We start from the raw sequence: 18551 nt of genomic DNA on the forward strand, positions 1-18551 counted from the left end.
AGCATGGCAATCGCCTGCCGACAGTACATTTCTTTGCAATGCACGTGAGGCGGCCTGCGGCCTTGATTCCGCGCACTGGGGGGCGGGGCTCCCTTAGCCGATCTCGGCGCGCAGGCGCCGCAGGTGGGCGGGCAGGTCGCGGGTGGTGAATACCGCCTCGCGCACCAGACGGTCGAAATGGCGGGTGAAGACCTCGATCCGATCGCGGTCGCGGAAGGCGAGGTAATGGCTGCCGGCGTAGAAAACGCAAAGCAGCGGGCCGAAGATCGTCACCGGCGCCGAGTAGAGGCGGCGGGAGTCGAACAGATAGAGGCGCAAGCGCGGGTAAAGCTGTTCGGCGAGATCGAGAAAGCGGTCGATCTGCGCGCGGCGCAGGGCCGCCGGGATGCCGCTGTAATAGCCGGCGGCCCGGGCGAAACACTCCAACTCGTAGAGCGGCAGCGCGATCTCGTAGTCCGATTGCGAACTGCGCATCCAGTTGAGCCGGTCCTCCGAGGCGCCGATGGCCTGATCGGCGGTGCGGCCCAGATGCGGGGCGTATTCCCATTCCAGCATGGCGCGGGTCTTAAGCATGTCGGGCAGGGCGGCGGGGACGTGGCGGATCTTGTAGCCCGCCGCCTCCCGGTGCCAGTCAAAGATCTGCTGGTCCACCAGCGCGCGGGGCGCTTCGCTGAGCGACAGGCTGGCCGAGAGCAGTTGCGCGGCGCTTTCGGGGCGATCCGAAAGGCTGAGCAGCCAGTCGGCGGAGACCCCGAGGGCGGCGGCGCAGGCGCCGACCACATGGGCATTGGGCAGCCGCGCGCCGGAGTCGGTGAGAAGCTGCGAAATGGTCGAGCGGTCGACGCCCACGGTGCGGGCCAGCGCGCTCTGGCTCAGGTCCGCCTGGCGCATGGCCTGGGCCAGACGATCACGGAATTGGCGCGCGCGCAGGCGCTTGTCGACTTTTACCGGCATATGGTGATAAATAACGCAATATGTGAGTTTTGTTAATCAAATTCCGAATGGTCACATGCCGCGCCGCAGCGTTACCTGTTCCCATCACGAACAGACGGAGACGGCATGGAAACGCGCAAGCGATCGTTGATCAAGGCGGTGATCTGGAACCTGATCGGGCTGGCGATGATGGCGGCGGTTGGGCTCGCCGCCACCGGGTCGGTCGCGGTGGGCGGCACCGTGGCGGTGATCAATACCGCGCTGGGGCTGGTCCTCTATCTGGTCTATGAACGGGTCTGGGCCAATATCGGCTGGGGCCGCCATGTCTGAGCCGCGCCTGCCTGGTCCGACGACGCCCGAATGGGGCACCTTCGCGCTGATCCTGGGCTGTTACACGCTCTGGCTGGCGCTGCTTTTTGTGCCGCTGCCGTTCTGGCTGACCGGGCCGCTTCTGGCGTTGGTGCTGGCGCTGCATTCCTCGCTGACCCATGAGGTGCTGCACGGGCACCCGTTCCGCGCGCGCGCCCTGAACGAGGCGCTGATGGCGCTGCCGCTGACGCTTCTGATCCCCTATGGCCGGTTCCGCGATCTGCACCTGGCCCATCATCTGGATGCGCGGCTGACCGACCCCTATGACGACCCGGAATCGAACTATCTCGATCCGGGCGTCTGGGCCGGGCTGCCGCGCTGGCAGCGGGCCGTTTACGCGGCGAACAACACCCTGTTGGGCCGGATCCTGCTGGGTCCGGCGATCGGCCAGTTGCAATTCATGGCCGAGGATTGGCGGCGGCGGGATGAACGGGCGGTGTGGGGCGCCTGGGCGCTGCATCTGGCGGGGCTGGCGGCGGTGCTGTGGGTCGTGGCGCGCTCGCCGCTGCCGCTCTGGATCTATCTGGCGGCCGCCTATGGCGCGCTGGGGGTGCTGAAGATCCGCACCTTTCTGGAACACCGCGCGCATGAGCATGCCCGCGCCCGCACGGTGATCGTCGAGGATCGCGGCCCGCTGGCGTTTCTGTTTCTGAACAACAACCTGCATGTTGTTCACCATATGCATCCCAAGGCGCCCTGGTATCGGCTGCCGGCGCTCTACCGGGCGGGCAGGGCGCGCTATCTGGCCTGCAACGGGCAGTATGTCTATCGCTCCTACGGCGAGGTGCTGCGCCGCTATCTGCTGCGGCCCAAGGATCCGGTGGCGCATCCGCTCTTCCGCGCGCGCTGAGCCCGTGCCATAGGGGAGCGATGACCTGGGTCTTCATCTCCATCGCGGCGGCGGCGTTCCAGACGCTGCGCTTCATGCTGCAAAAGGCGCTGAGCATGGGCACGCTCTCGGCGGGCGGCGCGACGCTGGCGCGGTTTTTCTATTCCGCGCCCTTCGTGGTGGCGCTGGCGGCGGGATACTGGCGCTGGGGCGGAGCGCCCTGGCCGGGCTATTCGGGGGCCTTCTGGGCCTATGCGCTGGTCGGCGGGCTGACGCAGATCCTGGCGACCTGGTGCGTGGTGGCGCTGTTCGCGCATCGCAATTTCGCCGTCGGCATCACCTTCAAGAAGACCGAGGTGGTGCAGACCGCCGCCGTCGGCTTCGTGCTGCTGGGCGATACCGTGTCGGCCCCGGGACTGACGGCGATCGTGCTGGGGCTGATTGGCGTGCTGGTGCTGTCGGATGGCTCCGGCGGGGCCGGGATCAAACGGTTTTTCAACCGCGCGGCGGGGCTGGGGCTGGTGTCGGGGGCGTTCTTTGCCGTGTCCGCCGTCTGTTATCGCGGCGCCACGCTGGAGGTGGCCAGCGCGGATGCCTTTCTGCGCGCGCTGCTGGCGCTGGCGGCGGTGACGCTGAGCCAGGCCGTCGGCCTGTCGCTCTGGCTGATGTGGCGCGAGCCGGGCGAGGTCACCCGGGTGATCGCCGCGCGGAAAACCGCCGTCTGGATGGGGATCACCGGCATGGCCGGATCGCTATGCTGGTTCACCGCCTTCACGTTGCAGAACGCCGCCTATGTCTTTGCCGTCGGGCAGATCGAGGTGATCTTTTCCATCGCCGCCTCGGTGCTGTTCTTCAGCGAAAAGATGGCGCGCAAGGAACTGGCCGGGATCGGGCTTCTGACCCTCAGCATCCTGGGGCTGGTGCTGATCGGGTAGGGGCGGAGAGGGGGCGCGGGCCATCGGGCGGCGTCTCGAAAACCTGAAGCGATGGCGCGTTGCCGGCCGTCCGAGCTATGCACGCCAGCACGGAACAGGCCCGAAGGGCGCCGCGCAAGCGCCGGACCGTCCCCGCGGTCAGGCGCTTGGTCAAAGCTTGCGTACCATTCGTATGTCGTCCGGATTCGGCTGGGATAAAGCGCGCCGATCAGAGGTCGCAGCGCCAGCCCACGGTCCGGCGCTTGCGCAGCTCGCTCTGCTGGTTGAATGGCGGATGTGGCCAGCGATATCCCATCGTTTCGGGTTTCTGGATGCCGCCTTAGATCTCAGCCGTCGTGACGGATCGCATTGCCCGAGACGGGTCCGCGGCCCCCCAGCTGCAGAAACAGGCTTTCTTCCTCGCCGTTGCGGAAAAAGGGCACCGTGGCGGGCGGGTCGAAATCATGCGCCCGCGCCGCGACCTCGGCCAGAACCACCTCGGTGATGAAGGGCAGGTCGAATTTCCGCACCTCGTTCAGCGGGATCCACTGCAGATGCGAAAGCTCGTCGCAGGCATGGGTGAAATCGTCCGGATCGCCTTGGATCGCGCCGGCATCCACCAGAAAGAACCGCGCATCGAACCTGCGCGGCCGGCCCGGAGGGGTCAGCGCGCGGAACACGAATTGCAGCGCCTCGGCCGAGGGCACGTGGCCGGTTCCGGCAAAGCTCTGCCAGTCGGCGGGCACCTGGCCGGGCCAGCTGCCGGGACGGCCGAGCACCAGGCCGGTCTCTTCCCACAGCTCGCGCACGGCGGCGGCGGCCAGCGCGTTCTGCATGCCGGATGGGGCGTTGTCCGCCAGCCGGTCGTGGCACACCGGCGGCAGCGGCGCGGCCAGCGGGATCCGGGCATCGTCGGGATCGACGGCGCCGCCGGGAAAGACGAACTTGTTCGGCATGAACGCCGCCTGTGCGCCGCGCTGGCCCATCAGGATGGCGGGTTTATCCAGCCGGTCGCGCAGCACGATGACCGTGGCGGCGTTGCGGATCGCGGTCTTGTCCTGTGTCTTGGTGCTCATGTCCCGTCCTGTGTGTTGTGTCGGAAGGGTCAGGCGGATTCGTCGAACCCGTGCATCCGCCGGGCCCATTGGAAGGCCACGACCGCGCCCTTCAGTCTGGGCAGAAGGTAAAGCGAGAGGGCGAGGCAGCCAACCGCAAAGATCGAGAACAGCACCATCGGGCTGGGGCGGAAGGCTTCGAACACGATCAGCAGCAGCGGCGCCATCAGGTGGCCGACGATCAGGATGGTCAGATAGGCCGGGCCGTCGTCAGCGCGGTGGTTGCTCATATCCAGTCCGCAGACAGAGCAGCTGTCGTTGACCTTGAGATAGCTGTGCAGCACCGCGCCCTCGCCGCAGTTGGGGCATTTCCCGCGATAGCCGCGGAACAGCGCGTTCCCCAGCGGGCGGTCGGTTTCGGCAGGTGCGGCGATGGTCTGATCGGTCATGGGTCTCTCTCGGTGATTGCGGTCAATCTGGGGTTTCTGCGGGCAAAGAAAAAGAGCGATGCGATATATTGCGTCCGGATGTCGCAAATTTCGGACGATAAGAAAATGACAAAATTCTGCGACGGATTTTGCTCGGGGCGGCGTTTGAAGGGTATGAACGGCGGCGAAGGGCCGTCGCGCAGCGGAAGGAAGACAGATATGAAACATCGCCATTTCATCGCAGGGGCGGTTCTCGCAGTGGCCGCATTGGGCACCGGGGCCGTTCTGGCGCAGGGTCAGGGACAGATGCCCGGTCCGATGGGCGGCATGGGTATGCATCAGCGTCCCACCTTCGAAGAGCTGGACACCGACCAGAACGGCACCGTCACCGCAGAAGAGATGATGGCCCATGCCAAAGGCAGGTTCGATGCCGTCGATACCGATGGCGACGGCAAGCTGAGCCTGGAAGAGATGCAGGCCCAGGCGCGCCAGCGGGCCGATGCCATGGCCGCGCAGATGCTCACGCGGATGGACCAGAACGGCGACGGCGTGGTCACCTTTGACGAAATGCCGGGCCAGCGCCGCGAAAGCCAGATGGAGCGGATGTTCTCGCGCGCCGATGCGGACGATGACGGCGGCCTCAGCAAGACCGAGTTCGATCGGGCCCACGCCCGCATGAGTGAGCGGATGGGGGGCCGGATGGGTCATCACAAAGGCAATCACATGGGCATGCGCGACGGCAGGATGATGGGCGAATGCGGCATGAAAGGTCAGATGGGCGGCATGCAGAAGGGCCAGATGGGCGATTGCGACGGCTCCGGTCGCCAGCGGATGCAGGGTAACAACTGATCCGGTGGCCCGCGCCGGGACCATAACCGGCCCCGGCGGCCTGCGCGGCGGATCTGCCGCGGCGCCCGGTGACCTCGCACCCGGTGACCTCGCGCCCGGGGAGGATGCGGAGGCCGCGCTGTCCGATGACGCGCTGGTGGCGCTGTTCGCCAATGGCGACGAGCGGGCGGCGCGGAGGTTGACCGCGCGGCTGGGTCCGCGAACCTTTTCGGTCGCCCTTCGGGTTCTGGGCGACCGCGATGAGGCCGAGGACGTGGCGCAGGAGGCGATGATGCGGCTATGGCGCATGGCGCCGGACTGGCAGCCGGGGCAGGCCCGGGTGTCGACCTGGCTTTACCGGGTGACGCTGAACCTGTGCATCGACCGCAAAAGGCGCAGCAGGCGGGCCGGTGCGTTGCGGCTGGACGATGTGCCCGATCCGCCCGATCCGGGCCGGAGCGCACCGGAACGGATGCAGGATGGCGCGCGGGCGGATGCCTTGCAATCGGCGCTGATGAGCCTGCCCGAGCGGCAGCGTCAGGCGGTGGTGCTGCGCCATATCGAAGAGCTCTCGAACCCCGAGATCGCGGGGATCATGGAAATCAGCGTCGAGGCGGTCGAAAGTCTGACCGCCCGGGGCCGGCGGGCGCTGGCTGCGGCCCTGGCCGGGCGGCGCGACGAACTGGGGTATAGCGATGGCTGAGACAGATACAGAAGACGCCATTCTGGCGGCCCATTTCGCCGCGGCGCGGCGCATGGTCGGGGCGATGCCGGCGGAGCTGGAGGCACGGATCCTTGCCGATGCGGCGCAGGTGCAGGCCGGGCGCACCGCGCCCGGCCCGGCCCGATCCGCCGGGGCCGGGCTGATGCAGCAGTTCCTGCGGGTGCTGGGCGGCTGGCCGGCGATGGGCGGACTGGCGGCGGCTTGTGCTGCCGGGGTCTGGATCGGCGTCGCGCCGCCCGACTTTCTGCCCGATCCGGTCGGGCTGATGGTTCAGGGCGACACGGATGTGAATCTGCTGGACAGTTACGCGCTGTCCTCGGTGCTGCCGGAGGAAGGGTAAGATGACCGATATGACCGATCGCAAACCGCCCCGGATGCGGCCTTGGCTGCGGGTCCTGCTGGGGATCTCTCTGGCGCTGAACCTGGCGGTGGCGGGGCTGGCCATCGGGGCGGCGATCCGTTTCGGCGGGGCGCCCGAGGGCGCCCGCCCGCCGCTGCCGCTGGGGGCCATGCTGTATCGTGAATTGCCGCGCGAGGACCGCCGCGCCCTGCGCGACAGCAGCTTCGGTCCGCGAGAAGAGCGGGCCGAGCGTCGGCGCGCGGATGCCGCCGAACTGGACGCGGCGCTGCGCGCGGTGCCGTTCGACAGCGCCCGCGTCGAGGCGTTCCTGGCCGGGCAGGCCCGGCGGCATTCCGACCTGGAACAGGCGATGCGGGCGGCCTGGCTGCGCCAGGTCGCGGGGATGAGCGACGCCGCGCGCGCCGCCTTTGCCGACAGGCTCTCCGAGGCGATGGTGCATCACGACCGCCACCACAGTCGCTAAGCGGCTCTGTCCCCGGTCCTCAGACCAGTGCCGGGGCGACAGCGATCCGGTTGCGCCCGGCGCTCTTGGCCGCGTAGAGCGCCCGGTCGGCGCGGCGGATCAGGGCCTCGGCCGGCTCGTCGCCCGGCGCCGCGGCGGGGCCGATCGCCAGGCCGATGCTCAGCGTCACCGACACCGGCGCGGCAAGGCCCGGCGCGCGGACCGGCTGTTCCCCCAACTGGCGGCACAGCCGCGCGGCGAGATCTGCCGCCGCTTCTGCCGCCGCCTCCCGCGCGGTGCCGGGCAGTACGATCAGAAACTCGTCGCCGCCATAGCGCGCGATCATCGCGCCCGCCGGCAACGCGGCGCGCAACCGCTGTGCCGCTGCGGTCAGCACCGCATCTCCGGCCGGGTGGCCGTGGTGGTCGTTGACCCGTTTGAACCGGTCCAGGTCGGCCAGCATCACCGCCACCCCCTCCGTCCGCCCCGCCGCCGCGCGCAGCGCCCCGGCCAGATAGGGTAGCGCATGGCGGCGGTTGTAGAGCCCGGTCATCGGATCGTGCAGCGCCGCCCGCAACCCGTCCTGCACGGTGGCGCGCTGCCGGTCGGCGCGGGCCCTGCGCCGGAGTTGCGCGGCCAGCCGCAGGGCCAGTTCGGCACCGTCAAAACCCGGGGCGGTGACGTCATGCGCGCCGCGGTCCAGCGCCTCGGCGGCGAGCCGCGCGTCGCCCGCCGGCGGCACCGCGATCACGGCCATGTCGCGCGTCGCCCCGGCGGCGCGCAGGCCGGCCAGCAGATGCAGCATTCCGGTCGCACGGGGCGCCGACAGCTCGATCACCGCCGCGTCGGCGCAGGGCCGCTGCGGCAACAGCCGCCCGCCGGCGTCGATTGTATGGCAGACGATCCGGTGCGCCGGCGCATGCCGGGCCAGTGCCCTGTGCCAACTGCGGGCGGTGTCCGCCGTCCCGGTGATGAGGGTGACGCGGGCCCCGGAGGGGCGCGCCGTATAGCTGGCGGCGGCCTCCGACAGCCCGGCCACAGCCGCCGCGCCGCCGCCCAGGTCCAGCCCCTCGGAGCTGTAGCCGGCGCGGATCAGGCTGCGGATCCGGGCCTGCATCAGCCGGTCGTCGACCGATGGGCAGAGCGCATCGTCGATCCCCGCCGCCAGCGCGCGCAGCCGTGCGGCGCGGTCGTTCTGGGCGGTGAGCGCGATCATCGGCACCCGCGCCAGTGCCGGGTCGTCCCGCAGCCGCGCCCGCAGGTCCGGCGCGTCGCCGCCCGGCAGGGTCATCGCCGCCAGGATCAGGTCGGGCCGGAGCCGCCGGGCCATCGCCATCGCGTCGGTCATCCGCGTGGCCATCACCACCCGGTACCAGGCGGCGCCGAGCTGAAACTCCAGCATCAGGCGCCTTGTGGCGTCGGCATCCGCGATCAGAATGGTTGCGTGCAAGGGCGGGCCGCCTTTCGTCCGGTCCCGGCATCCCGCGCCGGGGCGTAATCATGGCAGAATTGTGGCGACGGATGGTTAACATCCGGTTTCGCGCGGCCGGCGCACTGGTGGGCTCCGCGCATGAAAAAGCCCGGCGCCACAGGGGCGCCGGGCCGGATGTCGCAGGGACGGGCCGGATCAGGCGGCGGCCTTGGCCTCCGGGTTGAAGCGGCCATAGAAGGTCTGGCCCTTTTCCGCCATCTCGCGCAGCAACGGCGGGCAGGCGAAACGCTCGCCATAGGCTTCGGTCAACTGATCGCAGCGTTCGGCGGCATAGGGCGTACCGATGATGTCGATCCAGCTCAGCGGGCCGCCGGACCAGGGGGCAAAGCCCCAGGCCAGGATGGCGCCGACATCGCCCTCGCGGATGTCCATCAGAACGCCTTCCTCCAGCGCGCGGACCGCTTCCAGAACCTGCGCGAACATCAGACGCTCCTGCACCTCGATCAGGTCGGGCTGCGGATCGGCCAGCGGGTATTTGTCCGCCATGCCTTTCCAATAGCCCAGCCGCTTGCCCTTCTCGTCATAGTCAAAGAAACCGGCCTTGGACTTGCGCCCCAGACGTCCTTCCTCCTCCATCCAGAAGATCAGATCGTCCGACGGGCTGTCGGGATAGGCATCGCCCATCGCCGCCTTGGTCGCCCGGGCGATCTTGGCCCCCAGATCGATCGAGGTCTCATCCGTCAGCTGGATCGGCCCCACCGGGAAACCGAGCTGCTGCGCCGCATGGTCGATCAGCACCGGGGACACGCCCTCGGTCACCATCCGCATCGCTTCGTTCATGTAGGGAATGATGCAACGGTTGCAGTAGAAGAAGCGCGCATCGTTGACCACGATCGGCGTCTTGCGGATCTGGCGCACGTAATCCAGCGCCTTGGCCACCGCCCGGTCACCGGTTTCCTTGCCCTTGATGATCTCGACCAGCAGCATCTTTTCCACCGGCGAGAAGAAGTGGATGCCGATGAACTGCTCGGCCCGCTTCGACGCCTTGGCAAGCTCGGTGATCGGCAGGGTCGAGGTGTTGGAGGCAAAGATGCAGTCCTCGGGGATGATCGCCTCGACCTTTTGGGTCATCTCTGCCTTGACGCCGGGATCCTCGAACACCGCCTCGATGATCAGATCGCAGCCCTTGAGCGCGTCCAGATCCGGGGTGGCGGTGATCAGCGACAGCATCGCCTCTTTCTTCTCGGTCGTCACCTTCTTGCGGGCGATACCCTTGTCCAGATAGGCCTCGGTATAGGCCTTGCCGCGGTCGGCGGCCTCCTGGTCGCGGTCGATCAGCACGACCTCCAGCCCCGCCTGGGCCGAGACCAGCGCGATGCCCGCGCCCATCATGCCGGCGCCCAGCACGCCCAGTTTCTTGACCCGCTGATCGGGGATGTCCTTGGGCCGCACCGCGCCCTTCTCCAGCGCTTCCTTGTTCAGGAACAGCGACCGGATCATCGCGCCCGAGGAGGGGTTCATCAGCACATGGGTGAACCATCGGGCCTCGATGCGAAGGGCGGTGTCGAAGTCGACCAGCGCGCCCTCATAGACCGCCGACAGCAGCGCCTTGGGCGCGGGAAAGGCGCCCTTGGTCTTGGCCGAAACCATGGCGTTGGCGCCGACAAAGGTCATGAAGCCCGCCGGGTGATAGGGCGCGCCGCCGGGCATCTTGTAGCCCTTTGCATCCCATGGCTTGACGATGTCGGCGTCCTTGGCGGACAGCACCCATGCCTTGGCGGCGGCGAGCGGATCGGCGACCACCTCGTCGATCAGGCCGGCGGATTTCGCCTTGGCGGGCTCCACCATCTTGCCCTCGAGCAGGAAGGGGGAGGCGCCCATCGCGCCCAGCTTGCGCACCAGACGGGTTGTGCCGCCGGCACCGGGGAAAATGCCGACCATGATCTCCGGCAGGCCGATGCGGGCCTTGGGGTTGTCGGCGACAAAGATGCGGTGGGTCGCCAGCGGCAGCTCCAGCCCGATGCCGGCGGCGGTTCCGGGCAGGGCGGCGGCGATCGGCTTGCCGCCCTTCTTGGTCTTGGGGTCCATGCCGGCCAGTTCGATCTTCCGCAGCAGCGCGTGCATCTGCATGATGCCGTCGAAGAGGCCGCGCGCCGGATCGTCGCCAGCGTCATCCTTCATCTTGGCGAGGATGTTCAAGTCCATGCCGCCTGCGAACGACCCCTCCTTGCCCGAGGTGATGACGATGCCCTTGACTGCCTCGTCGGCCAGGGCGTCGTCGATGCAGGCCTCAAGCTGCTGGAGCCCCTCGATCGACATCACGTTCATCGACTTGCCCGGCACGTCCCAGGTGAGGGTGGCGACGCCGTCGGCGTCCTTGGTCAGGGTGAATTCTGCCATTGTCCTGTCTCCTGTTCCGGCGCTCACACGCGCTCGATGATGGTGGCTGCGCCCATGCCCGACGCGATGCAGAGGGTGGCCAGGCCCACCTCTTTGTCCTGACGCTCCAGCTCGTCCAACACGGTGCCGATGATCATCGCCCCGGTGGCGCCCAGCGGGTGGCCCATGGCGATGGCACCGCCGTTGACGTTGACTTTGTCGGCATCGACGTCGAAGGCCTGCATGAAGCGCAGGACGACGGCGGCGAAGGCTTCGTTCACCTCGAACAGGTCAATGTCGGAGATGCTCATGCCGTTATCGGCAAGGATCTTTTCGGTCACCGGCACCGGGCCGGTCAGCATGATGGTCGGATCGGTGCCGATCTTGGCGGTGGCCCGGATGCGCGCGCGCGGCTTCAGACCGTATTTCTCGCCGAATTCCTTGTTGCCGATCAGCACCGCGGCGGCGCCGTCGACGATGCCTGAGGAGTTGCCGGCATGGTGCACGTGGCTGATCCGCTCCAGATGCGGGTATTTCAGCATCGCAACCTTGTCGAAACCCGGCATCTGCTCGCCCATCATCTGGAACGAGGGGTTGAGCGCGCCCAGGGACTGCATGTCGGTCTGCGGCCGCATGTATTCGTCGCGGTCGAGGATCGCCAACCCGTTCTGGTCGCGCACCGTGATCACCGATTTGGCGAAGCGGCCCGCGTCCCAGGCCGCCTTGGCGCGGCGCTGGGATTCGACCGCCAGCGCGTCCACATCCTCGCGGCTAAAGCCGTATTCGGTGGCGATGATGTCGGCCGAGATGCCCTGCGGCACGAAATAGGTGTCCATCGCCAGCGTCGGGTCGACGGCGATGGCGGCGCCGTCGCTGCCCATGGCGACGCGGCCCATCATCTCGACCCCGCCGGCGATATAGGCCTCGCCCGCGCCGCCCCTGATCTGGTTGGCGGCCAGGTTCACCGCCTCCATTCCGCTGGCGCAGAAGCGGTTGATGGCGAGCCCGGGGATGGACTCGTCCAGATCCGAGGCCAGCACGGCGGAGCGGGCCAGACAGCCGCCCTGTTCCATCACCTGGGTGACGTTGCCCCAGATCACATCCTCGACCGCGTGACCGTCGAGGTTGTTGCGCTCCTTCACCGCGTTCAGGGTCAGCGCGGAAAGCCGCAGGCTGGTCACCTCGTGCAGGGCGCCGTCCTTGCGGCCCTTGCCACGCGGGGTGCGCAGCGCGTCATAGATATAAGCGTCTGTCATGGGTGGTCTCCTTATGCGCGGTCCGACGGGGTGCCGGGCATCAGATCATAGGGGTGTTTCCAGCCGGGCTGTTCGGAAAGCCGGGTCAGCCAGGCGTCGATATGGGGCCACTCGGCCCGCTCGAACCCGAAGGGTTCGGGGTAATAGAGATAGCCGCAGCAGCTCAGATCGGCATTGGTCACGCCGTCGCCGACGATCCAGTCGCGGCCCTCCAGATGGTTGTTCAACACCGCATAGGCCGCCTTCAGACGGCCCTGCGAAAAGGCGATCACATCCGGGTTGCGGTGCTTTTCCGGCAGGAAGTTCATCAGGAATCGGGTCATCCCCGCCTGGCTGCTGAGTTTGTGGTTGTCCCACAGCACCCAGCGCAGCACGTCGTATTTCTCTGCCTGGGTGGCACCGCCGAACTTGCCGGATTTGTCGGTCACATATTGCTGGATCGCGCCCGACTGGCTGAGGCGGAAATCGCCGTCCACCAGCGCCGGAGCCTCACCCATTTCGTTGACTTCGGTGCGGTATTCCGGCGTGCGGTTGGCGCCGTTGAAGAAGTCGACGAACACCGGCTCCCAGTCCAGCCCGCTCAGCTGCAGCGCCAGCGCCGCCTTGTAGGAATTGCCGCTTTCTCCGAAGCAGTAGAGTTTGATGGTCATCTTCTATGCCCTCCCCAGGCGCGTTTGGACGGTGTTGGATTTGAGTATTTGGAACGAGAAGAAGCAGCGGCCGCCAGCGCCGGGTAACCCGTGGTTAACCCTGATCGGCGCATCCTGCCTCCGCGGTACAGGCTGGAGAGCCGATGACCGCACGAGGAGAAGCCCCGCCGTCCCGCCCGGCCGCCCCTCGGTGCGGTCAGCGCCGGATGGCGGGGTGGACCCGCGGGATTCTTCTTGTTCGAAATACTCCCGCCGGAGGCATCCGCGATCGGTCTCCGGGCGGCGCGTTGCAGGATCATTTCCCCTTCCGTCATCCCGTCACCGTTTCCGCGCGTCCAGCTCGGCGTTGAACTGCCGCAGCCGGTGGGCCAGACGCTCCTCGTCGGTGACGGCGTCGAAATTCTCGAACAGAAAGGACAGCGCCTCACCTTCGTCCAGCCCCGCCTCGGCGGCAAAGGATTTGAGCCGCCGGTATCCGTCCTCGGTCATGGCGACCGGGAAGCGGCGGGTCAGGCGGAATCGTTTTGCCATCGGCTCTCCTCTCTGCTGTCGGTCTGGGGGGCCGGGACACTCGCCCGGCCCCCCCCGAATGGGTCAGAAGCTGGTGGCGTCGAGGCCCATCACCGTCTCGGCGCCGCTTTCGATGCGGGTCAGGTGCAGGGCGGTGGCGGGCAGGCGGCGCGCCATGTAATAGCGCCCGGTCATCAGCTTGGTCTCATAGAATGCCGCGTCCGTGGCGCCGCCGGCCAGCGCGGCGCGCGCCGCCTTGGCCATCCGGGCCCACATCAGGCCGAGGCAGACATGGCCGAACATATGCATGAAATCATAGGAGCCGGAGAGCGCGTTGTTGGGATTCTTCATGCCGTTCTGCATGAAATACATCCCCGCCGCCTGCAGATCCTTGGAGGCCTTTTTCAGTGGCTCGATGAAGTCGCGGTCGTAGGCCTCGTCGCTGCCGGAGTTCTCTTTGCAGAAGCTTTTGACCAGATCGAAGAAGGCCATCACATGCTTGCCGCCGTCCTGGGCCAGCTTGCGGCCGACCAGATCCAGCGCCTGCACGCCGTTGGCGCCTTCGTAGATCATCGCGATGCGGGCGTCGCGGGTGTACTGCGACATGCCCCATTCCTCGATATAGCCATGGCCGCCATAGACCTGTTGCGCCTGCACGGTCATGTCATAGCCCTGATCGGTGAGGAATCCCTTGATGACGGGCGTCATCAGCGATACCAGCCCGTCGGCCGCCGCGTCGCCGCCGCGATGGGCCTGGTCGATCAGCGTCGCGCCCCAGAGGATGAAGGCGCGGGCGCCCTCGGTAAAGCTTTTCTGATCCATCAGGTTGCGGCGGATATCGGGGTGCACGATCAGCGGATCGGCCGGGCCGTCGGGATTCTTGGTGCCGGTGACGTCGCGGCCCTGCAGCCGGTCCTTGGCGTAGATCACCGCGTTCTGATAGGCGGCTTCGGCCTGGGCCAGGCCCTGCATGCCGACGCCGATCCGGGCCTCGTTCATCATGGTGAACATGGCGCGCATGCCCTTGTGCGCCTCGCCCAGCAGATAGCCCACCGCGCCGTCGTAGTTCATCACGCAGGTGGAGTTGCCGTGGATGCCCATCTTCTCCTCGATCTTGCCGACCGAGACGGCGTTGCGCTCGCCGAGGCTGCCATCCTCTTTCACGATGAACTTGGGCACGATGAACAGCGACACGCCCTTGATCCCCTCGGGGCCGCCGGGGATCTTGGCCAGCACCAGGTGGACGATGTTCTCGGCCAGGTCGTGGTCGCCGGCGGAGATGAAGATCTTCTGACCCGTCACCTTGTAGCTGCCGTCGTCCTGCGGTTCGGCCTTGGTGCGCATCAGGCCCAGATCGGTGCCGCAATGGGGCTCGGTCAGGTTCATCGTGCCGGTCCATTCGCAGGACACCATTTTCGGCAGATAGGTCTGCTTCTGCTCGTCCGAGCCATGCGCAAGGATGGCGCTGGCGGCGCCGTGGGTCAGGCCCTGGTACATGGTAAAGGCCTGGTTGGCGGAGGAAAACATCTCGCCCACCGCGGTGCCGATCACATAGGGCATGTTCTGCCCGCCATATTCCTCGGGCATGTCGAGGCCGGGCCAGCCGCCCTCCTTGACCTGTTCGAAGGCGGCCTTGAACCCGGTGGGGGTATAGACCACGCCGTTTTCCAGCCGGCAGCCCTCGGTGTCGCCGACCACGTTCAGCGGGTGCAGCACGCCGGTGCTGATCTTGCCGGCCTCCTCCAGGATGGCGCGGGTAAAATCGGGTTCCAGCTCGTCATAGCCGGGAATGTCGCTGCCGGTCAGGTCGAGCACATCGTGCAGGATGAACTGCATGTCCTTGGTGGGTGCGGAATAGCTGGGCATTTCTAGCCTCCCTCAGAATGTCGCTACAGGTGCGTTGGGTCAGGGCAGGCGGTCCTATTCGGCCGCCTTGCGGGTGTCCGTCATTGAGGCGATCACGCGTTCGCCCCATTTGAGCTGCTCTTTCAGGTCGGCGATCGCCTCGTTCAGCTCGTCGCGCTGGTGCTCCATGTCCGTCAGCCGGTCGCGTGCGATCTCATAGGTGCGCGACAGCTGGGTAAGCTGCTGATCGCCCACATAATAGAGATCGAGCAGTTGACGGATCTCCTCCAGGCTGAAGCCAAAACGCTTGCCGCGCAGGATCAGCTTCAGCCGCGCGCGGTCGCGGCGGGTAAACAGCCGCTTCTGCCCCTCGCGCTGGGGGAACAGAAGCTCTTTTGATTCGTAGAACCGCAGGGTGCGTGGGGTGACGTCATAGGCGTCGCACATCTCGCGGATTGTCATCATCTTTTCGGTCATCTTCGGTCTCTCGACGTCGGCTTCGGGTGCATCGTTCTGGAACAGAGGTGCGTCCTCGCTGGACTGTATACAACAGGCAGTTGACGTTAACGTAACCTGGACGTTACGTCACTCTTGGGGATGACGTTGGATCATTCCGCGGGGTTGCGGGCAGAGGGCGGAAAACCGCCGTACCCAGCGCCGTGGCGCTGTGTCTTGTCATGAAATTAAAGGGATTGGCGCGTTTTCTTGCGGCTCAGGTCAGGTTGCGAAGGATCTCTTCGCGCAGCTGCGCCAGTTCGCTCAGCGCCTCGTCGATCTGCGTGCGCTGTTCGTTGAGCGCCTTGGTCTGGCGGTCTGCCATCTCGATAAAGGCCTCAAGCTGCGCCTGGGTGCCCTCGCTCTCGTAGATCAGCAGCCACTGGCGGATCTCTTCAAGCTGGAAGCCGAACTTGCGGCCGCGCATGATCAGGGTCATCCGCGCCCGCTCGCGGTTGCCGTAGAACCGGGCCCGTCCGGCGCGCTCGGGGTTCAACAACTCGATGTATTCGTAATAGCGAAGGGTGCGCGGCGTCACGTCGAATTCGGCGCACATTTCCTTGAACGACAATCGCTGATCGGACATTCCGTTTCTCCCACGCGGCGCAACTTATGGCGACCGCGCGGCAAGCGCAATGCCCCGGGGCTTGCCCTTTGGGCGCGGGCCGGATCATAAAGGCGGGCAACCGGGACAGGAGCATGCTCAGTGGTGGACAAGGTCAAGATTGCGCGGCAATTCATCGAGGCGATACCCCATGCCCGCGCGCTGGGGATGGAACTGACCGAGATCGGTGACGGGCGGGCTGTGATCACAATGCCCTATGACGAACGCCTGATCGGCGATCCCGAGACCGGAGTGATCCACGGCGGCGCGGTTTCGGCGATGATGGATACCTGCTGCGGCGCGGCGGTGATGAGCCACCCCTCCGCCCCCGGGGCTACCGCCACCATCGATCTGCGCATCGACTATATGCGGGCGGCCACCCCGGGCCAGCGCATTACCACGACGGCGAACTGCTATCACATCACCCGCAGTGTGGCCTTTGTACGGGCGACGGCTGTCGATGACGACACCGACCGCCCGGTCGCCGCCGCCACCGGCGCCTTCACCGTGGAGAAACGCTGATGGCCCGTCCCCGCCCCGAACCCGTCCAGGTCGTCAAGCAACGCCGCGACGCCGCATTGACGGCGCTGGTCGATGGTGTGCCCTACAGCCGTTTCCTCGGGATTGAATTCGACCGCCGCGGCGACGAGTTGACCGGGGTGATGAACTTTGACGAAAAGCTGATCGGCAACCCGTTCCTGCCGGCGCTGCACGGCGGCGCCACAGCGGCCTTTCTTGAGGTGACCGCGATCATCACCCTGGGCTGGTCGCAACTCTGGCCGCAGATCGAGACCGGCGCGCTGGACCCGCAGGACATGGCGGCAGGCCGGCTGCCGCGGCTGCCCAAGACCATCGATTTCACCGTCGATTACCTGCGCTCGGGGCTGCCGCGCGATGCCTATGCCCGGGCCACGATCAGCCGCTCGGGGCGGCGCTATGCCTCGGTCCATGTGGCGGCCTGGCAGGATCATCACGACAAGCATTACGCCCAGGCGACCGGCCATTTCCTGATGCCGCAACCGGTGGTGCCGGACGGAGGCGCATGACCGGGCAGACCGCGCCGCGCGAGGAGATCACGCACCGGCGTATCCTGCGCATCGCGGTGCCCATCGTTCTGTCCAACATCACCGTGCCGATCCTTGGCGCCGTCGATACCGGGGTGGTGGGACAGATCGGCCTGCCCGAGCCGATCGGCGCGGTCGGGCTGGGGGCGATCGTCCTCTCGGCGGTCTACTGGGTGTTCGGTTTCTTGCGCATGGGCACCGTCGGGCTGACCAGCCAGGCGCTGGGCGCGGGCGACCGGGGCGAGGTGGCCGCGCTGCTGACCCGGGCGCTGCTGATCGGCGTGGCGGGGGGCGCAGCGCTGATCGTGGTGCAGGTGCCGCTGTTCTGGGCGGCGTTGCGGGCGGCGCCGGCCACGCCCGAGGTCGAGGCGCTGGCCACCGGCTACATGCGCATCCGCATCTGGTCCGCCCCGGCGGCGATCGCGATCTATGGCATCACCGGCTGGCTGATCGCGCAGGAGCGCACCCGCGCGGTGCTGGCGGTGCAGCTGTGGATGAACGGGCTGAACGTGGTGCTGGACCTGTGGTTCGTGCTGGGCCTCGGCTGGGGCGTGTCAGGCGTGGCCTTTGCCACCTTTCTGGCCGAATGGTCCGGTCTGGCGCTGGGGCTGTGGTTCTGCCGCGCGGCCTTTGCCCGGCCCGAATGGCGCGACCCGGCGCAGGTGTTCGAACCGGCGCGGCTGAAACACATGATGGCGGTGAACGGCGACATCCTGATCCGCTCGCTGCTGCTGCAGGCGATGTTCGTCAGCTTCCTCTTCATCGGCTCCGGCTTCGGCGATGTCACGCTGGCGGCCAATCAGGTGCTGATGCAGTTCCTGACCTTTTCCGCCTTTGCGCTCGACGGCTTTGCCTTTACCGCCGAGACGCTGGTGGGCCAGGCGCTGGGCGCCCGGGCGCTGGGCCGGCTGCGCCGCGCCGCCGTGATGAGCGGTACATGGGGGCTGGTGATCGTACTGGCCCTGTCGGCGGTCTTTGCCCTCGCCGGGGGCGCGATCATCGACCTGATGACCACCGCGCCCGAGGTACGGCAGGCGGCGCGCGGATTTCTGCCCTATGTGGTCGCCGCCCCGGTGCTGGGTGTGGCGGCCTTCATGCTGGACGGAATCTTCATCGGCGCCACCGCGACCCGGGACATGCGCAACATGATGGCGGTGAGTTTCGCGGTCTATGTCGCGGCGCTGGCGCTGCTGGTGCCGGCCTTCGGCAATCACGGGCTATGGCTGGCGTTGCTGATTTCCTTCGTCGCGCGGGCGATCACACTGGGCCTGCGCTATCCGTCTCTGGAGGCGCGGGCGAGTTAGGGCGATGTTCGGATTGTGTAATTCCGCGTTTTCGGGATTGGTTTAATTTAGGTTTTTAAATAGTTAATTATAATTACAAAAATTTTTCTAATAGTCGATTCCCCTACAGGGATACCCACGGAAATATCG

Annotated in this window: 21 protein-coding genes; 10 read left to right on the forward strand and 11 right to left on the reverse strand. The window is 67.0% G+C overall.

Annotated features, from left to right (window positions below):
* Positions 1-93 precede the first annotated feature (93 nt).
* Complete coding sequence (locus E1832_RS09905) at positions 94-954, reverse strand: helix-turn-helix domain-containing protein (protein WP_133359585.1); 861 nt, start codon at positions 952-954, stop codon at positions 94-96.
* Between the two features lie 105 nt (positions 955-1059).
* Between E1832_RS09905 and E1832_RS09910 the strand changes: the two genes are divergently transcribed.
* Genes E1832_RS09910 through E1832_RS09920 form a run of 3 tightly spaced genes read left to right on the forward strand, consistent with a single transcriptional unit; the run spans position 1060 to position 3066 of the window.
* Complete coding sequence (locus tag E1832_RS09910; protein WP_133359586.1) at positions 1060-1263, forward strand: DUF2061 domain-containing protein; 204 nt, start codon at positions 1060-1062, stop codon at positions 1261-1263.
* On the forward strand, positions 1256-2152 hold the full coding sequence (locus E1832_RS09915; RefSeq protein ID WP_133359587.1) for a fatty acid desaturase: 897 nt from the start codon (positions 1256-1258) through the stop codon (positions 2150-2152). The genes E1832_RS09910 and E1832_RS09915 overlap by 8 nt, the downstream gene beginning before the upstream one ends.
* A gap of 20 nt (positions 2153-2172) precedes the next feature.
* Complete coding sequence (locus E1832_RS09920; protein WP_133359588.1) at positions 2173-3066, forward strand: DMT family transporter; 894 nt, start codon at positions 2173-2175, stop codon at positions 3064-3066.
* Positions 3067-3392: 326 nt separating this feature from the next.
* Here the strand turns inward: E1832_RS09920 and E1832_RS09925 are convergent, their stop codons facing one another.
* Positions 3393-4121 (reverse strand): NUDIX hydrolase, encoded by a 729-nt coding sequence (locus E1832_RS09925; protein ID WP_133359589.1) that lies wholly within the window; start codon positions 4119-4121, stop codon positions 3393-3395.
* Between the two features lie 29 nt (positions 4122-4150).
* Positions 4151-4549 (reverse strand): DUF983 domain-containing protein, encoded by a 399-nt coding sequence (locus E1832_RS09930; protein ID WP_133359590.1) that lies wholly within the window; start codon positions 4547-4549, stop codon positions 4151-4153.
* A gap of 198 nt (positions 4550-4747) precedes the next feature.
* Here E1832_RS09930 and E1832_RS09935 point away from each other — a divergent pair, with 198 nt between their 5' ends.
* From E1832_RS09935 to E1832_RS09950, 4 genes are all read left to right on the forward strand, one after another.
* The gene (locus tag E1832_RS09935) at positions 4748-5377 is read left to right on the forward strand and encodes an EF-hand domain-containing protein (RefSeq protein ID WP_165978852.1); all 630 of its coding nucleotides are present in this window, start codon (positions 4748-4750) and stop codon (positions 5375-5377) included.
* Between the two features lie 118 nt (positions 5378-5495).
* On the forward strand, positions 5496-6059 hold the full coding sequence (locus E1832_RS09940; protein WP_245513931.1) for an RNA polymerase sigma factor: 564 nt from the start codon (positions 5496-5498) through the stop codon (positions 6057-6059).
* Positions 6052-6420, forward strand: a complete 369-nt coding sequence (locus E1832_RS09945) for a hypothetical protein (RefSeq protein ID WP_133359592.1) — start codon at positions 6052-6054, stop codon at positions 6418-6420. Before E1832_RS09940 ends, E1832_RS09945 begins: the two co-directional genes overlap by 8 nt.
* A gap of 1 nt (position 6421) precedes the next feature.
* Positions 6422-6904, forward strand: coding sequence for a periplasmic heavy metal sensor (locus E1832_RS09950; protein ID WP_133359593.1), 483 nt, complete (start codon positions 6422-6424; stop codon positions 6902-6904).
* Positions 6905-6923: 19 nt separating this feature from the next.
* Here E1832_RS09950 and E1832_RS09955 read toward each other — a convergent pair whose 3' ends face one another.
* The 8 genes from E1832_RS09955 to E1832_RS09990 form a co-directional block, all read right to left on the reverse strand.
* Positions 6924-8333 carry a diguanylate cyclase domain-containing protein gene (locus tag E1832_RS09955; protein ID WP_133359594.1) on the reverse strand — a complete coding sequence of 470 codons (1410 nt, stop codon included), beginning with the start codon at positions 8331-8333 and terminating at the stop codon, positions 6924-6926.
* Between the two features lie 177 nt (positions 8334-8510).
* Positions 8511-10715, reverse strand: coding sequence for a 3-hydroxyacyl-CoA dehydrogenase NAD-binding domain-containing protein (locus tag E1832_RS09960; RefSeq protein WP_133359595.1), 2205 nt, complete (start codon positions 10713-10715; stop codon positions 8511-8513).
* Between the two features lie 23 nt (positions 10716-10738).
* Positions 10739-11950 (reverse strand): acetyl-CoA C-acetyltransferase, encoded by a 1212-nt coding sequence (locus E1832_RS09965; protein WP_133359596.1) that lies wholly within the window; start codon positions 11948-11950, stop codon positions 10739-10741.
* Between the two features lie 11 nt (positions 11951-11961).
* A complete protein-coding gene (locus E1832_RS09970; RefSeq protein WP_133359597.1) occupies positions 11962-12600 on the reverse strand; it encodes a glutathione S-transferase family protein in 639 nt (212 codons plus the stop codon).
* A 318-nt stretch (positions 12601-12918) separates the two neighbouring features.
* A complete protein-coding gene (locus tag E1832_RS09975) occupies positions 12919-13131 on the reverse strand; it encodes a hypothetical protein (RefSeq protein ID WP_133359598.1) in 213 nt (70 codons plus the stop codon).
* A 63-nt stretch (positions 13132-13194) separates the two neighbouring features.
* Positions 13195-14976, reverse strand: coding sequence for an acyl-CoA dehydrogenase C-terminal domain-containing protein (locus E1832_RS09980; protein WP_133359599.1), 1782 nt, complete (start codon positions 14974-14976; stop codon positions 13195-13197).
* Between the two features lie 54 nt (positions 14977-15030).
* Positions 15031-15432, reverse strand: a complete 402-nt coding sequence (locus E1832_RS09985) for a MerR family transcriptional regulator (RefSeq protein ID WP_133359600.1) — start codon at positions 15430-15432, stop codon at positions 15031-15033.
* A 235-nt stretch (positions 15433-15667) separates the two neighbouring features.
* Positions 15668-16036, reverse strand: coding sequence for a MerR family transcriptional regulator (locus E1832_RS09990; RefSeq protein ID WP_133359601.1), 369 nt, complete (start codon positions 16034-16036; stop codon positions 15668-15670).
* A gap of 120 nt (positions 16037-16156) precedes the next feature.
* On the opposite strand from E1832_RS09990, the gene E1832_RS09995 reads away from it, so the two are divergent.
* From E1832_RS09995 to E1832_RS10005, 3 genes are read left to right on the forward strand one after another with little or no spacing between them, the layout of a single operon-like run.
* Positions 16157-16576, forward strand: coding sequence for a PaaI family thioesterase (locus E1832_RS09995; RefSeq protein ID WP_133359602.1), 420 nt, complete (start codon positions 16157-16159; stop codon positions 16574-16576).
* Positions 16576-17100, forward strand: coding sequence for a PaaI family thioesterase (locus tag E1832_RS10000; protein ID WP_133359603.1), 525 nt, complete (start codon positions 16576-16578; stop codon positions 17098-17100). The genes E1832_RS09995 and E1832_RS10000 overlap by 1 nt, the downstream gene beginning before the upstream one ends.
* Complete coding sequence (locus tag E1832_RS10005; RefSeq protein WP_133359604.1) at positions 17097-18422, forward strand: MATE family efflux transporter; 1326 nt, start codon at positions 17097-17099, stop codon at positions 18420-18422. Before E1832_RS10000 ends, E1832_RS10005 begins: the two co-directional genes overlap by 4 nt.
* Positions 18423-18551 lie beyond the last annotated feature (129 nt).

It is taken from the genome of Antarcticimicrobium luteum (genome assembly GCF_004358185.1).
GTDB lineage: Bacteria > Pseudomonadota > Alphaproteobacteria > Rhodobacterales > Rhodobacteraceae > Antarcticimicrobium > Antarcticimicrobium luteum.